This is a genomic window from Microbulbifer maximicatervae (SeqCode) (assembly GCF_052466985.1).
Genome location: NZ_CP174298.1, coordinates 811,005 through 825,335, shown reverse-complemented (window position 1 = coordinate 825,335; position 14,331 = coordinate 811,005). Strand labels below are relative to the sequence as shown.

The 14,331-nt window shown below is 49.5% G+C and carries 17 protein-coding genes and 1 tRNA gene; 4 read left to right on the top strand and 14 right to left on the bottom strand.

Features of this window, described 5'->3' with window-relative positions; genetic code table 11:
- Positions 1-73 precede the first annotated feature (73 nt).
- Entirely contained in the window at positions 74-547 is a 474-nt protein-coding gene (locus tag ACJJI3_RS03675; protein ID WP_444941537.1) for a hypothetical protein, read from the bottom strand.
- Between ACJJI3_RS03675 and rne the strand changes: the two genes are divergently transcribed.
- Together rne and ACJJI3_RS03665 are read left to right on the top strand one after the other, a co-directional pair.
- Positions 546-3,494: a ribonuclease E gene (gene rne, locus ACJJI3_RS03670; RefSeq protein ID WP_444941536.1), complete on the top strand. Its 2,949-nt coding sequence runs from the start codon at positions 546-548 to the stop codon at positions 3,492-3,494. The two genes, ACJJI3_RS03675 and rne, sit on opposite strands and share 2 nt — an antisense overlap.
- A 165-nt stretch (positions 3,495-3,659) precedes the next feature.
- Positions 3,660-3,747 (top strand) — tRNA-Ser (locus tag ACJJI3_RS03665).
- A gap of 257 nt (positions 3,748-4,004) precedes the next feature.
- Here ACJJI3_RS03665 and ACJJI3_RS03660 read toward each other — a convergent pair.
- From ACJJI3_RS03660 to ACJJI3_RS03650, 3 genes are all read right to left on the bottom strand, one after another.
- On the bottom strand, positions 4,005-5,258 hold the full coding sequence (locus ACJJI3_RS03660; protein ID WP_444941535.1) for a Y-family DNA polymerase: 1,254 nt from the start codon (positions 5,256-5,258) through the stop codon (positions 4,005-4,007).
- Positions 5,258-5,647 (bottom strand): LexA family protein, encoded by a 390-nt coding sequence (locus ACJJI3_RS03655; RefSeq protein ID WP_444908054.1) that lies wholly within the window; start codon positions 5,645-5,647, stop codon positions 5,258-5,260. The genes ACJJI3_RS03660 and ACJJI3_RS03655 overlap by 1 nt, the downstream gene beginning before the upstream one ends.
- Positions 5,648-5,748: 101 nt before the next feature.
- Positions 5,749-5,946, bottom strand: a complete 198-nt coding sequence (locus ACJJI3_RS03650; protein WP_444941534.1) for a hypothetical protein — start codon at positions 5,944-5,946, stop codon at positions 5,749-5,751.
- A gap of 99 nt (positions 5,947-6,045) precedes the next feature.
- Here ACJJI3_RS03650 and ACJJI3_RS03645 point away from each other — a divergent pair, with 99 nt between their 5' ends.
- On the top strand, positions 6,046-6,177 hold the full coding sequence (locus ACJJI3_RS03645; RefSeq protein ID WP_444942542.1) for a helix-turn-helix domain-containing protein: 132 nt from the start codon (positions 6,046-6,048) through the stop codon (positions 6,175-6,177).
- Between the two features lie 245 nt (positions 6,178-6,422).
- On the opposite strand, the gene ACJJI3_RS03640 is transcribed toward ACJJI3_RS03645, so the two are convergent.
- The 6 genes from ACJJI3_RS03640 to ACJJI3_RS03615 all read right to left on the bottom strand — a co-directional run bounded on the left by ACJJI3_RS03640 (position 6,423) and on the right by ACJJI3_RS03615 (position 9,690).
- Positions 6,423-7,190: a DUF4760 domain-containing protein gene (locus ACJJI3_RS03640; RefSeq protein WP_444941533.1), complete on the bottom strand. Its 768-nt coding sequence runs from the start codon at positions 7,188-7,190 to the stop codon at positions 6,423-6,425.
- 111 nt (positions 7,191-7,301) lie between these two features.
- Complete coding sequence (locus ACJJI3_RS03635) at positions 7,302-7,796, bottom strand: GmrSD restriction endonuclease domain-containing protein (protein WP_444941532.1); 495 nt, start codon at positions 7,794-7,796, stop codon at positions 7,302-7,304.
- Positions 7,797-7,802: 6 nt separating this feature from the next.
- Positions 7,803-8,795 (bottom strand): restriction endonuclease, encoded by a 993-nt coding sequence (locus ACJJI3_RS03630; RefSeq protein WP_444941531.1) that lies wholly within the window; start codon positions 8,793-8,795, stop codon positions 7,803-7,805.
- A 250-nt stretch (positions 8,796-9,045) separates the two neighbouring features.
- Entirely contained in the window at positions 9,046-9,246 is a 201-nt protein-coding gene (locus ACJJI3_RS03625) for a DUF2793 domain-containing protein (protein WP_444942541.1), read from the bottom strand.
- A gap of 91 nt (positions 9,247-9,337) precedes the next feature.
- Complete coding sequence (locus tag ACJJI3_RS03620) at positions 9,338-9,487, bottom strand: hypothetical protein (protein ID WP_444914017.1); 150 nt, start codon at positions 9,485-9,487, stop codon at positions 9,338-9,340.
- A complete protein-coding gene (locus tag ACJJI3_RS03615) occupies positions 9,484-9,690 on the bottom strand; it encodes a hypothetical protein (protein ID WP_444941530.1) in 207 nt (68 codons plus the stop codon). The genes ACJJI3_RS03620 and ACJJI3_RS03615 overlap by 4 nt, the downstream gene beginning before the upstream one ends.
- A gap of 313 nt (positions 9,691-10,003) precedes the next feature.
- On the opposite strand from ACJJI3_RS03615, the gene ACJJI3_RS03610 reads away from it, so the two are divergent.
- Positions 10,004-10,966 (top strand): hypothetical protein, encoded by a 963-nt coding sequence (locus ACJJI3_RS03610; RefSeq protein WP_444941529.1) that lies wholly within the window; start codon positions 10,004-10,006, stop codon positions 10,964-10,966.
- Positions 10,967-11,168: 202 nt separating this feature from the next.
- On the opposite strand, the gene ltrA is transcribed toward ACJJI3_RS03610, so the two are convergent.
- The 4 genes from ltrA to ACJJI3_RS03590 all read right to left on the bottom strand — a co-directional run bounded on the left by ltrA (position 11,169) and on the right by ACJJI3_RS03590 (position 14,315).
- Entirely contained in the window at positions 11,169-12,458 is a 1,290-nt protein-coding gene (gene ltrA / locus ACJJI3_RS03605; RefSeq protein WP_444941020.1) for a group II intron reverse transcriptase/maturase, read from the bottom strand.
- 621 nt (positions 12,459-13,079) lie between these two features.
- Complete coding sequence (locus ACJJI3_RS03600; protein WP_444941528.1) at positions 13,080-13,517, bottom strand: DUF6392 family protein; 438 nt, start codon at positions 13,515-13,517, stop codon at positions 13,080-13,082.
- 83 nt (positions 13,518-13,600) lie between these two features.
- Positions 13,601-14,014, bottom strand: coding sequence for a hypothetical protein (locus ACJJI3_RS03595; RefSeq protein ID WP_444941527.1), 414 nt, complete (start codon positions 14,012-14,014; stop codon positions 13,601-13,603).
- 76 nt (positions 14,015-14,090) lie between these two features.
- A complete protein-coding gene (locus tag ACJJI3_RS03590) occupies positions 14,091-14,315 on the bottom strand; it encodes a hypothetical protein (protein WP_444941526.1) in 225 nt (74 codons plus the stop codon).
- Positions 14,316-14,331: the final 16 nt, after the last annotated feature.

Below are 14,331 nucleotides of genomic sequence, written 5' to 3'. Positions count from 1 at the left end.
ACAGCCCGCGGTTATGCGGGTAATTATCGCGAAGGTAAGACGGGCCGTGACCCGCAGCGCTTGAAAGGACGACTCAAACTTGCGTCCGGTTTTGCAGAATACGACGAGCCAGCAACCGAACTGGCAACCAGGGCAGCACAGCTTCCGCAAGCCTGGTAAAAAAATTAAGAAGAATGGGTATCAGCCAAAAGCTGAACTGCAGAACCTCTGATGATTGACGCAAACCTTGCCGCCCAGTATGAAACAAACCAAGGGGCGGCGCCCAACCCTGCTGCAGAAGCCTGCGGCACAGGTACAGGGCAGTACTAACAAAAGGTATTAAAGGTACCAACGGATAGCACAATAACAGCGCATATCCGGAGTTTTTGCAGAGCGAATAATAGGCAAACGCCAGTCTCAACAAGCCGCATAGATCCATGGCGCGGTAGAGCTGGCATACCTTATTTTCCCTGCCCTGCCTGATGGTCCTCTCCACCAGGCAGCCAACAAGCAAGCCTGTGAGTAGCGGTGTCACACCTTTGCGCAACGCAAGGAAAACGACACGCATGAAAAGAATGCTAATCAACGCAACCCAACCTGAAGAGTTGCGTGTTGCCCTGGTCGACGGCCAGTGGCTCTATGATTTAGATATTGAGAACCGAACCCGCCAGCAGAAAAAAGCGAACATCTACAAAGGTAAGATTACCCGTGTAGAACCCTCCCTCGAAGCTGCATTCGTCGACTACGGCGAAGAGCGCCACGGGTTCCTCCCCCTGAAAGAAATCTCTCGCGAGTACTTCCTCAAGCAGCCCAAAGACATCGAAGGCCGCATCAAAATCAAAGATGTTGTCAAAGAAGGCATGGAAGTTATTGTCCAGGTGGACAAAGAAGAGCGCGGCAACAAAGGCGCCGCCCTCACCACCTTTGTCAGCCTCGCCGGCCGCTACTTGGTGTTAATGCCCAACAACCCTCGTGCCGGTGGCATCTCCCGCCGCATTGAAGGTGATGAGCGCTCCGAGCTCCGCGACGCACTGGCCAGTGTAGACGTCCCTTCGGGCATGGGCATCATCGTACGCACCGCCGGCGTTGGCCGCAGCGGTGACGAGCTGCAATGGGACCTCAACTACCTGCTGCAACTTTGGAACGCCATTAAAGAAGAAGCTGATACCTCCAAAGCGCCACACTTCCTGTTCCAGGAAAGCAACGTCATTATCCGCGCCATCCGCGACTACATGCGCGATGATATCGGCGAAGTTATTGTCGACGACAAAGGCGCCTTTGAGCTGGCCGCAGAGTTTGCCCGCCAGGTAATGCCCCACTACGCCAATAAGGTGAAGTACTACGAAGACGCCATCCCGCTGTTCAACCGCTATCAAATTGAAAGCCAGATTGAGACAGCGTTCGAGCGCGAAGTGAAGCTCCCCTCCGGTGGCTCCATCGTTATCGATGTGACCGAGGCTCTGGTATCTATCGATATCAACTCATCCCGCGCAACCAAGGGCGGCGATATCGAAGAGACCGCGCGCAATATCAACCTGGAAGCCGCCGACGAAATCGCTCGCCAGCTGCGCCTGCGCGATATGGGCGGACTGGTTGTAATCGACTTTATCGATATGCAGAGCAAGTCCAACCAGCGCGAAGTTGAAAAGCGCATGGAGAAGGCCCTCAGCATGGACCGCGCCCGCGTTCAGGTTGGCCGCATCTCCCGCTTCGGACTTTTGGAAATGTCCCGCCAGCGCCTGCGCCCATCCCTGGGTGAAACCACCTTCCGCGTTTGCCCCCGCTGTAGCGGTCAAGGCACTATTCGCGGCACCAAGTCTCTGGCCCTCTCCATTCTCCGCCTGGTAGAAGAGGAAGCGAAGAAAGAGCGCAGCGCCGAAATCCGTGCGATCACCCCGGTGAATGTCGCGACCTACCTGCTGAACGAAAAGCGTAAAACGATCTCCCAGATCGAGTCCCGCAACTCCACTCGCGTAGTAGTTGTGCCCAGCGCGGAAATGGAAACGCCGCACTTTGAAGTTCAGCGCCTGCGTGACGATGACACTGCCACTCTGGAAACTTCCTACAAGATTTCTGGCACTGCCGAAGAGACAGTGACCAAGAAAGAGGAAAAGCCACAGCGTCCAGCTCCAGTGCAAGCGGCCGTGCAGCAAATTGCCCACACCGCTCCAGCACCCACTCCGGAGAAAAAGGAAGAGCCTGGTCTCTTCAGCCGATTGATTAGCGCTATCGCCTCCTTCTTCACCGCAGAAGAGGAAGAGCCGAAGAAGCATCAAAAGTCCAAAGGCCGCGGCAAGGACTACCAGCAGCGCAACCGCAATCGCAACCAGCGCGGAAATCGCAACAACCGCAGCGGCCGCCCCGCGCGCCGCAAGGATGATCGCCGCGAAGACAATAAGCGCGACGACCAACGCGAAGATAAGCGCAGCGCCAAGCTGGACGAGCATGACAGCGCCTCCGATCGCCAAGGTGAAGGTCAGCGCAGACGTCGCCGTCGCCGCAACGACAACCGCCGCAGCGACAACCGCACTCAAACTGCTGAAGTCCAAAATACCGTTGATACCAACGAACAGACTGGAGACACTTCCGATCAGCAGCGTCCAGCTCGCCGCCCGAGCAATGTGCGCGGCCGCCCTCAGGCGCGCCGTCGCGGCGGACGTCGCAGTGAGAACACCGCAGCAACTGCGGTAGCTCACAGCCAGGAAGAGCTGAATCGCGAAGTTCACGAAGCCATCGACGAAGCTGAAAGCGAAGCCCGCAAGACCAAGGAGGTCGTAAAAGAGACTCGTACCGAGGCACCCAAGCCCAAGGCAAAAGAATCTCAGAAGCCCCAGAGAGCTCCCAAGCAAGCAGCTCAGCCCGCCATCACAATGCCGGTACGAACTGCTCACGAGGAAAAATCTGAAGCACGAGAGACCCAGAAGCCTGCAGCCCAACCGCAAAGCGCCCCGCAGGCAGCCAAGCAACAGCAGCCTACTCAGCCCAAGTCCAAAGCTACCCCGGTAGAAAAAGCAGCTGCGCCAGCTGCCGAGCCGACCAAGCCTGTAGAGCAAGCGCCAGAACAAAAAGCCACCACGGCAGAAGTTCCGGCTGCCCCCAAAGCTGAAACCACTCCTGCCAAGCCAGAAGTAGAAGCAGCAGAGGAAATCGTGCTAGAAGAAGCACAAGCTGCAGCTGAAGCTTTACAGGAACAGGCGGGCACCAGCGAACCGGAAGTTCAGGAAGAAATTGTTGCCGCCGAGCAGGCAGCTTCCGAAGAGGAACCGACCGCACCCAGCCAGGGACGCGCAGTAAATGATCCGCGCATCAACCCCAAACCACTGGGTGAATTCTCAATTGTTACTGAGCGCCGTGAAGTGGGCTCCCAGCGGCCTCTGGATACCGCGCAGCCGGCAGCGATTGAGCACAGTCCACGTGCCCTCGCCCGCCCGGCCAACGACCCGCGTATCAGCCGCAAGGCCGTGGAAGTTGATGCCAACGCAGATATCGATCGCGACTCTGCAGAAGCGAGCTAAGCGATAGCTGCCAAGCCGCCCCAGCCAATGGCCGGGGCGGCCTTATCAACCTGACAGTAAGCCTCGAGCTGGTCAATAAATCACCTAACTTATTGAACTATATAAAAAAATTCAAAATGGCGCTTGTACATCCCGAGAAGCTATGTATAATGCGCAGCACAATTTGGTGGGGTGGCTGAGTGGTCGAAAGCGGCGGTCTTGAAAACCGTTGACTGTAACAGGTCCCAGGGTTCGAATCCCTGCCCCACCGCCATTTTTCATACAGAAAGCCCTGATTTTTCAGGGCTTTTTTGTTTCTGCTATTTTTATTCCCCCACTAGTTCCCCCACTTATCTTTTGTAGGCCCGTAACGCTTCAGGCGACGTAAACTCTATACGCACCAGCGGTGGTACACTAACGTCTTCACCGCCTGCCCTTTCACATTGAACATCAGGTCGATTTAGCTCTTTTACAGGCTCCACGAGAGCCCGCCCATTAACTTTACAAAAGCCTCATACGCTCACACAGCAGCTAGACCGTAATCTCCGGTAGCTGGTCCCACTGAGTCGTATAGGCTGGCGATCGATGTTCCTGTCGCATCTTCCACTTCTTGTCGATACCTTCAGCCCCTAGAAACAAGGTGCCCCGGCCAAACCGCTGATTGATCTGGTCGATGGCCTGCATGGTCTCACCTGATCGTATTGGCTGGCCCGTGGTGAACATGTCGCCCTGGCCCAGTGAGCGGGGGATAAGCTCTACCAGCCCTACCCCCGCTTTCAGGAATCTATGTCCCTGCAGGAACAGCTCTGTAATGGCGCGCTTTACCAGCTGCACTATCAGCCGTGTGTCATCCGTGGGGTATGGGGTTTGTACCACGGTGCTGCGGCTGTAGTAGAGCGGCTCATGGGGTGAGGTATGCAGGAAGACATGGATAGACTTTACCAGGGAGTCCTGGGCCCGCAGCTTCTCCGCCGCCCTGCTCGCGTACAAGGTAACGGCCTGCAGTATCGGCTGCAGATCGGTGAGCTTTTCGCCGAATGAGCGTGTGCAATAGATCTGTTTCTTGGCTGGTGGCTGCTCTTCCAGGCTTAAGCAACTAATGCCATTTAGCTCTTCTATCGTGCGCTCAATATTTACATTCGTATGGCTGCGTAGAATTTTCGGGTTGGCTTGTGCCAAGTCATAGGCTGTCTTGATACCCAGGTGCCCAAGTCGTCTTGATAGGCGCCTGCCTACACCCCACACATCACCTACTTCAGTGCGCCGCTGCAGCCATTGCCACTTTGCGGGGGAGTCCAAGACGCAGACGCCCTGACACTTGGGGATCTTCTTGGCGACTCTATTTGCCAGCTTGGCCAGGGTTTTACTGGGAGCAATGCCAACGCCCACCGGCATGCGAACATCCCGCCAAAGGGTTTGCCTTATTTGCTGGCCGTAATCCAGCAGACACTCTTGCAACCCATGCAGATCCAGAAACATCTCATCGATGCTATAGACTTCAACCTCTGGACTGTACTGCTTCAGCGTTATCATTACCCGGTGGGAAATATCGCCGTACAGGGCGTAGTTACTCGAAAAGATCTTTACCCCGTGCTTTCGCAACAGATGCTCAATCTTGAAGAACGGCTGCAAATCGGGAATACCTAACACTTTGGCTTCTTTCGAGCGAGCCACCACGCAACCATCATTATTGGAAAGGACTACCACCGGGAGCCCGCGCAGGTCGGGGCGGAATATCTGTTCGCAGCTGGCATAGCAGCTGTTACAATCAACCAGTGCCAACATCAGCAGGACCGGTGGTACCGCACGGAAGCCTTGACCACTCCCTCAACAATCAATTCCTGCCCCTCCCAAATGGGAATCGGTGCGTATTTGTCATTGGCTGATAGCAGGCGGCCCTGTTGGCGGTCGAGCACCTTGCACGTTAACTGCCCATCCAGGGCAACCACCACCACATCTCCGTGGATTGGCGTTAATGATCGGTCGACTACCAGCAGGTCCCGGTCAAAGATGCCGAGGTTCTGCATAGAGTCGCCGTTGGCGCGGGCGAGGAATGTCGCCGCCGGGCTGGTTATCAGGTGTTGATCCAGGCTCAGCGCCGCTTCTTTGTGGTCATCCGCTGGCGAAGGAAAGCCGCAGCTAACGCCACTGCCGTATAGAGGAGAAAGTTTCATGTGCTCTAGCAATATACTGTATCTTTATACAGTGTATTAGCGAGCACCCACTAAAGGCAAGTAGCCAGTGTGACTCCAGGGCCTCACAGGTACTTTTGTACTCAAGCCATCTCGGCGCCGCCACCTCCTTTTGACTCGGCCGAATAAATCACCCCCTGGATAGTGGTGCTCACTTCCTCACCTATCAGCTTTAACACGGTATCCCTTCCCGCCAAATCGGGGCAACCTGTTACCCACTCCAGGGCCACAGACAGACTTGTGACCCGCTGCAATTGCTCCATTTGCGCTTTTATGGGCATACTCAACTCCTTGTAACTGCTAGTCCTATCTCAATCTTGTGTCACCTAACACCGGTTATCTTTATTGCCTTATGACGACAAGTCGCCAAACGCACCTCGATATTTGAGGCCGAATCACTAGGCGATCACCTGCGCAACGCACGGAAACGGGAGAGGATGACGATTGCACAGCTGGCAAGACAGCTGGGGCTTGTGTCATCTCAAATTTCGAAAATGGAAACGGGCGTATAAAGAGTTCCGGCGGACCTGCTGCCGGTATGGTGTGAGGCGGTAGGGATTATTTTAGCGGAGGTGTGCGGGGCGGAGAACCTGCACCACTTTGTACAGATTCCATTTCCACCATTAGTTGCAAGAATGTACTTATCACTCCCGAAAGAGTGGCAGAGACATATCCAGAGAAGCATTGAAAGTATTCACCGCCTCTGGAAAATTCGGCAGATCAATAAGTAAGATTATTAACTACATCAAAGAATAGATCATGCTTTACTTTCTTCATCTTCAGGAGTTGAAGTCCAGACTGAATTCGGGAACATACGCTTCCTAACATCATCCAACTCAATAGTATCCACAATACCAAACCCCTCTCTCATCAAGGGATAAGGGTTTTTAATATCTCCATTACCCACCACATACTCTTTAAGCAAATAGAAAAGCCCCTCCTCTAGATTTGGTATCAAACCACTACTAAGTTCGAAACGACTGGAACCTTCATTTTGGAGGATCAAATATGGCCAAAACATAGCCCAGAACGTTAATATATAATTTGATCCAAAATGAGCTTTTATTATTTCTTCAGAAAAAAAGCCATACTTGATATTGACTAAAATTATTTCAAGCCTACCAGCACGCTCTGATAGATACTCCTGCTCCTCAGCGCTCAAACGCTTCACTGCCTCAATAACCCCCAGAATATTATAGCCATTTTCTGGATTTTGAGGGTTTTTAAGTTTATGGCTTTGAGAAAATAATTTTTTGTATATCTCATTCTCGTTTATTTTTTCTTGATGAGGCAGATCTGAAGTTAGCCTAAAAACATAATCAATAGTTCTATTAATTTTCTCCTTCTCAGAAGCCTTTTCAAGATTTTCTACAGCTATATATATTGCAATACAGGCAGAAACAAGCACAGCAACAGGCGACAAAAATCTAGAATAATCAATAGAAAAATTTAATGTTGATGCAGACATAACACCTAAAGCAAAGGCCAAAATTGTTAAAATTACTGTAATCTTGCTTCTTGTCATAATTTAATTCTTCTGCAGCCCCTTCTATAAAGCATACAATTTTTATCAATCATAATACTTTATAGATAAACTAAAATAAGCGCCAATCTTACTTCAACTTAAGAGCACTAACTACATCAATCCATATTTTTTCGCTACAGTCTCAAACTGGCGTTTATAGATTGCCCGAGCGGGCCGATATGGCGGCAACCATTCATCAGGACCCTTGTCGCCCTTACTCTGGTTATTGTCATCATCCACTAGCCAGAGATTGGCTGGGTCTTCGGCGAATACACGGCGTTGCTCGCGAGTCCAGTTAGCACCGCCGTTCTTATGAACCCAGGCTAAAGGGGCTATATGTTCTACATCCAGATCTGAAGCTTGATCAAAAAACTGGCCAGTATAGGGGTCCAACCATAAACCTGACAACACCGTGCAGGATTTTTCATTGCTAAAGGTGACGGGAGCCAGAGAGAGGCGAATCAGCAGCTCCTGGCGAGTGTTTTGGCAGTCGCCATCCGCATCGGGCCAGCGGGGGAGCCACTGCTGACGATCATAAGCTTCCATTTCAGCTTCGTAGCAACTAGTTAATACAGCTACCAGTACAAACAAAAAAAGTAAACGCATATGAACTTACGCTACAGATGATTGACCTGTTTTAGTGTCCACAGAGAATTTGGATCTAATTTCAGACTCAATACGCTCCTCTGTTTTCCCTTCGATAAAATATGCAGTAGAACTATCATTACTCCTATTGTAATCATCTAGCATCTGTCTTGCTCGAATGGTAAGAGGTGTGGTAGCAACTAATAAGCCGCTTCCTCCTGACTGCCGAACCATGTACAAAAAGCTACGGACCGTCCTAACCCCAACTTTCTTTTGATATGCTTTGGTCTCCACAAAAATATTTTTCCCTTTATGCACAAAAGAAAATTCAGAAGCATAAGTTTCCACTCCAGGTATATAGCTACCTTCACTCCCATCAAGTAACTTCAACCCTCTAAGAACCCTACTCACCAGTGCTTGATATTCATAGCCACTGAGGGACTCAAAACCGCTCACAGAGAGCACTTCCTCTTCATTCTCAGCTAGATCCACTTCTGTTTCAGCATCAATCCACTTCTTTCGAACAACACTCAACAGACCAATAACAGCTATCAATATGAACGGAAGCTCGATTTTCAAAAACTGAGTCAAAGAAAACTTCGACCACCAACTTCCCTCTTCTACCGGCTCCTTTATTTCACTAATAAGCCCTTGAATTTTTAACTTTATTTCACTTCTACGCTCTAACGAAATATATGAATTTTTTGAAAAATCATTGCGTATTAGCAAGAGGGTTTGCTTAACGCTATATGGAAAACTTAGCTTGTAATAGACTTCTTTCTGCTCTATTGCCAACCTAACTTCCTGAATGGTGACATTCTCATTCGCAAAAAATCGCCCACCAACCTCCTGAATCAATTCTTCCTGGGCCAAAGCGGACTTCTGATACATACTCTCCTTGACATGCTCAGGTACATAAAAAAAACCAAAGTAGAACGTAGCGAAAACACCGAAAACATTAAATATATTCCAGGAGTATTCTAATACCCACTCCCAGGTTTTATTTAAAATATTACCCAATTTATCCTATCCTTGTTTTTGGTTAAGTTGAAAATTATTGTGCTGCACCACTATTGTTACACCTCAATACCATACCGATATATTTGAGCTGCAAATTCAAGTGCATACTTGGGAAACATGTAGGCTAATTTACATTATTATCCCATAGAAGCCCATCCAAAGCCCCCAACATCTGCCCAACCACCCCGGCCAGATCCGTGTTGGTATCCCCAGTGATCTGCGGCAGAGTCGCCGGACGGTTGGCTACCTGTCAGCCGCTGCTGCCGTTGATATACAGCAGGCCATCCGCCTGATTCAGCGCGACCTTGGCAGGAAAGAATTGCCAGTAGCCGGTGTCTGCCACGTAGCGGGCCAGCTGGCCGTTTTGGTTTGCCCACTCATTGCTACCGGTGGCAACTATGTAGCGGTCGCCATCGTCGGGGGGATCGTTTTGGATGCCCTGCACTTCGATTTGCAGAAGCGCGTAAGTTCATTGTTACAAACACCCCACTCACCATCATCATCCGCATAAACTCGCTCACCGCAGTTAATTGCAACCATACTCACCCACTCGGAATCGCCATCACTGCAATAGAACTATGCACGACCATGCGATTCGCCACTTCACCAATGCAGTCAGAAACAAGGCCCGCTGCCTCGTCAATCACATTGACCGCCTGCCCTGCATCTGTGGTGAGTGTCTTCGTTGTCACATAGACCCGATCCATCGGGCATCGGTCTGCACGCTGTTCTGATCATCAATCACTGCAATAACGCACTTGAGCACAGCGACGGCTTGAGCTTCGGAGCTTGCGGGCTCAGCCTTTTGCGTGATTGCAGATCGCACAATCGTACCAGTACAGTGGCGGTCGTCGATGATGTAGACAAATTGCCAAGCCTGGCACTCTATAAACAATATAAATATAGGAATTTCTTACTAAACTAGTTATCCCTATATGTTTAAACTTTATTCCCAGCTTTTTGAGATCATCTTCCTAAAGATAACTACCGCAATCCAGCCCTATACTTCCCGTGTCACCTCTATTTTACCTAGACAGCCAGACAAGCAGTAGGAACTCTCTAAGGATGAAATCCTATATTGGTGACTCCACTTCAACTTTAATGACAAAGATTTGAGAGCATTCTCCGCCTAATTAGCTGTTCAGCTGAGTCCCAAATCGATCAACAGTCTGTAACAAAATTAATCGCTTGATTTTTAAGGGATCATCATGAAAGCTTTCACCCCGATAGCGGCAGCTATCTTCTTAGTAATTAGTGGGTATTCATTCGCAAATGGGAATACTGCCATAGTGAACCAGAATGGAAATGGCAACATGGCTAACCCGGACCAAAGTGATCCCGCAACGATGGACAGTTTGATCGCAATCACCCAGGATGGTGATTTCAACGAATCTGCACCGGTACAGGAGAATGCCACTCAAAATGGCACTATTATTCATATTCAAACTGGAAATCTAAATACCGCTCCTGCCTTACTACAAAATAACAGTGACTCTACCCAGATTACGGCAATTCAGCAGGGCAATCTTAATGAGGTAGGCATGTCGCAAGTTGACTCTCAGTTAAGTACTGTTTTTGTTAACCAAATTGGGGATACCAATAGCTATGGCGGTGCGCAGATAATGTCAGATAGCGATACTATTTCTGTATTGCAATCTGGAGATTCCCAAATTTCCGGTAATACTCAACTCAATACCTCCTTTAACAGTTTTATAGTGAACCAGACAGGAATGGCCAATAGTGCTATTGGTTTCCAATCTAGCGGTACCTCAAATACCTCAGTTATGATCCAGAATGGAACTGCTAATATCGCTGGCATGGCTCAAAACGACGGCGACTTTAATAGCTTACTTATTCAACAAGACGGAGATAGCAATGATGGCATTGTTACACAGTTAAATAATTCAAATAATAATACTGTGAGCGTATTCCAGTCAGGCATGATGAATATGTCGGAAGTTAATCAAGATACTTCTGATTTTGGCATAGTTGATACCAACCAAACTGGCATGATGAATATGGCACTAACCAATCAGACGGGGATATCCAACTTTGCCAGTCAATCCCAGATTGGCACATCTAATGTGCATGAAATCGGTCAGGCAACATCCGGTAATTCTGCAACTGCCCTCCAATCTGGTACTGGCAATATGGGCGTGATTTTTCAATAGCGGATAAGGTTGACGATTCAACACTGTACTCCCTATTAGCAGCTATGGGTGTTTGACTGTTTTTGGGTAAAAGAGATGCTTTTTAAATAGCTAGTAGTGGTAGGACAGCCGGTTACCCTAACTGCCCCCACGCAGATCCGGACGTGCGGAACTACCGCATCCGGCTCTTCAGTAATATATTCGCTCGTGTAAAGCACGAACCCTAATACCAGTCCACAAGTATACTGCGTTTGTATACTCGCGGTGGCTTTAGCCCAAAATATCCCAGCATTTCCTTTAGACCATTCCAGTTGTAACTCTTGCGCTGACTCCGCCGGTTGAGCCATTTGTGTATGCTGTGTAAAACATAGCTGTACAAACGGGACAAGCTTCGACTGTTGTCTGGTAGACCGAAGTAGTTCTGGAACCCCTGTAGCTTGCGCTTCAGTGTGGGCAGCCATTCTCTCAGACGCTCACTGCGCTTGGCTTTGATCCAGTGGTAGAGCGCTTCCATTGCGCCCTTCTGTTTCTGTGCGGCAGTCCGGCGCCTGAGCCTGGGGCGTTTGTTGACGTCCAAGCTCCAGTAGAACTCAAAACCCAGAAACTGGAACTGCCGTTTTCGGCCCGGATGGAAGCGGCTAAAGCGCTTCAGGTGCGTTTTCTCGGGGGCTAACTGCAGGCCAAACTTGTTCAGCCGTTGCGGTAGTACCCGGTAAAAGCGCTCTGCATCCGTTTTCAATTGGAAAGCCACTACATAATCATCGGCGTACCGGATTAGCATGGCTCTGCCACGCATACGCGGCTTAACTTTCTTCTCGAACCACAAATCCAGGACGTAGTGCAGATAGATGTTCGCCAGTACCGGACTGACCACACCTCCTTGCGGGGTGCCTGCTGCCGCTTTACTGAACTTACCATCTGGAGTTTGCACGCGTACTTTCAGCCACTGCTTAATCAGTGTCAGCAGGGCTTTGTCGTCGATACGAAGGGCTAGCATCCGCAGTAACCAGTCGTGATCCAGCTGATCAAAGAAGCCTTTAATATCGGCTTCAACGATGTAGCCGTAGCCTTTGAATTGCAGATTTAAGCCAAGACTGTGTACGGCTTGGTGGGCGCTTTTCCTGGGACGGTAACCGTAGCTGAAGGGCAGAAAATCCTGCTCCCAGATACTTTGCAGTAGCTGCGCTACGCTCTGCTGCACCAGTTTGTCTTCCACCGTAGGCAGCCCCAGTGGGCGCTGCTTGCCGTTGCCTTTGGGAATCAATACCCGCTTAATCGCCTGGGTGCGGTAGCGTTTGTCACACAGCCGTTGATGTAGGCATTGAATATTTTGCGGCAGTCTTTGCCGGTAAACTTCGGTAGTTACTCCGTCGATACCGGGGCGGGCCTGCTTATTGAGCTGGCCCCAGCTTTGATACAGCAGGTTGGAATTTAGCAGTCCGTATAAATTCTGAAACCTGTGCGTGGGGTGGCTCTGTGCTTTAAATGCGATGGCGTGCAAGGCGGTTGTCATAGTGTATCCAGCCCTACTTTGTCCGGACTATGTTTCTGTTGCACACCGATATTACTGTCAGCCCCTTCGCCATGTAAGCGGCTTTCCCGCTCTCGGACTACTATGAGCTGATCCGACTTCCGAGTGGTCTTCGTTAGTTTCACCATTAGGCTTAACGTCCCTACCTGTTCCTTCAGGAACCTGCTCGGATCTCTCAAGTTCTCAATACCTCTCTTTCTACATGCCACGGCTTGATAACCCCGCCGATCCGCCACAACCTCACCAATGCGGTTGCTTTGCCTGGACTTCGATGGCGTTACACATCTCGTCAATCGGAGCTCATTTTATTATCGGAGCGATACCAGCACTTCAGGGTCACGATAACCCCTATGGCCTATAGAATTCTCTGTGTACGCTTCACATAGTTTGTTCACAGTGAGAAAAAAAAATGAGTATATTTTTTTTCTTTCTGTTCCGCCCTACGCGCAACACTCGATACAGGTGGCTGGTTAGGCCTTACCCGACAGGGACTTCCACCCTGCAAGAAGCATCAAGTTTAGCTTGACGCACTAACGCCGCCAACAAAGGCCGAGCGGTAGCGAGGTCCAGCCGCGCTTTTCGCGGCGATTTTGCTTGGCTTTGTTATGCAACTTTCTCTACCATGATGGTAATTTGTTTAATATTGTTTTCTTTGCTCTCATGCTCTACATGCACGAAGACATTGTCATGCACATATTTCTCCCACGCACCATACTCGCCTAGTATCGAGTCTACACGAGGCTCTCCTGTTGAGACAGGCTCCCCAAGCAACTCCAAAACATTTGATTTAATCATGGAGTAATCCAAGCCCAGAACTCCATCACAACCTTTATTCAGATAGAGGAATATCGTTTTGATAATATTATTTTGATCAAGAGATGCTTCCCACTTCCCAGCTTGGGATACTACCGAGTATTCTTGCTGCTCACCTTCTTCAAGCGAATCATAAACTGGCTCAACAGAAACAACTCCAAGTGTTTTCCGAACCAAGCTCAATGGTTTTCCAATTACCGAGAATGGATTCATTTCTCTATCTTGCATAACGTCTCAATAACCCGCAGCTGGAACGCAGCGAAGCGGAGTGTGAGCTGTCGGGCGCCGAAGGCGCGTAGTTAATTGACTAGTTAAATGTTCTTGCACCAAACGTCCAGTGCTCCCTTGGTATACAAACCGGAATCATTAGAAAATATATCATCTACGACTTGCTCCAAGCTTGTCATATTGATTTTACAGCCAAAAGGCAGTTTATTATGTGATTCACTAACTGCTGAAATACGTATTTGGCCGGCCTGGTTATCTAGCCAGGAATAAAAAACCATGGCTGAACCGCTGCATTTTCGTTTGTAGATGTCAGCACAACTGGCCAAAAAATCTTGGACAGAGTCCCGCCCCCACTCACTGAGTAGGTATTGGTTAAAGCCAAAAGAAAACAGGTTTGATCCTGCCTCCTCATTAATTTCATGAGAAGAAACAATCTCAACGTCAGTTTCTAGCTCTTCGATCCATCTTTTAAGTGTGCTATACATTTTTCGTGACATTTAACGCTGAGTGCAGGGGCAGCTGGAACGCAGTGTAAGCTGTCCCGGCGCGCAGCGCCCTTGCTGCCACGTTTTGTTAGGTGCTTTTGCAGATGACCAATACACTGACATTTCCACCTTCATCATAATATGACAGAGTTTCCTTAATATACTTACAGTCGCCATGCTGTGACATATTTGTATTTATATATCTATCGATGTCGGCATAGTACTTCTCAAAGCCGTCAACATCATCCGCAGATGTGAATCGATGGCGGGTGTATACAAAGTAGTAAGCTCCCTCGCCATGCTTAGTAACCATTCGCTCTTTTTTAGAA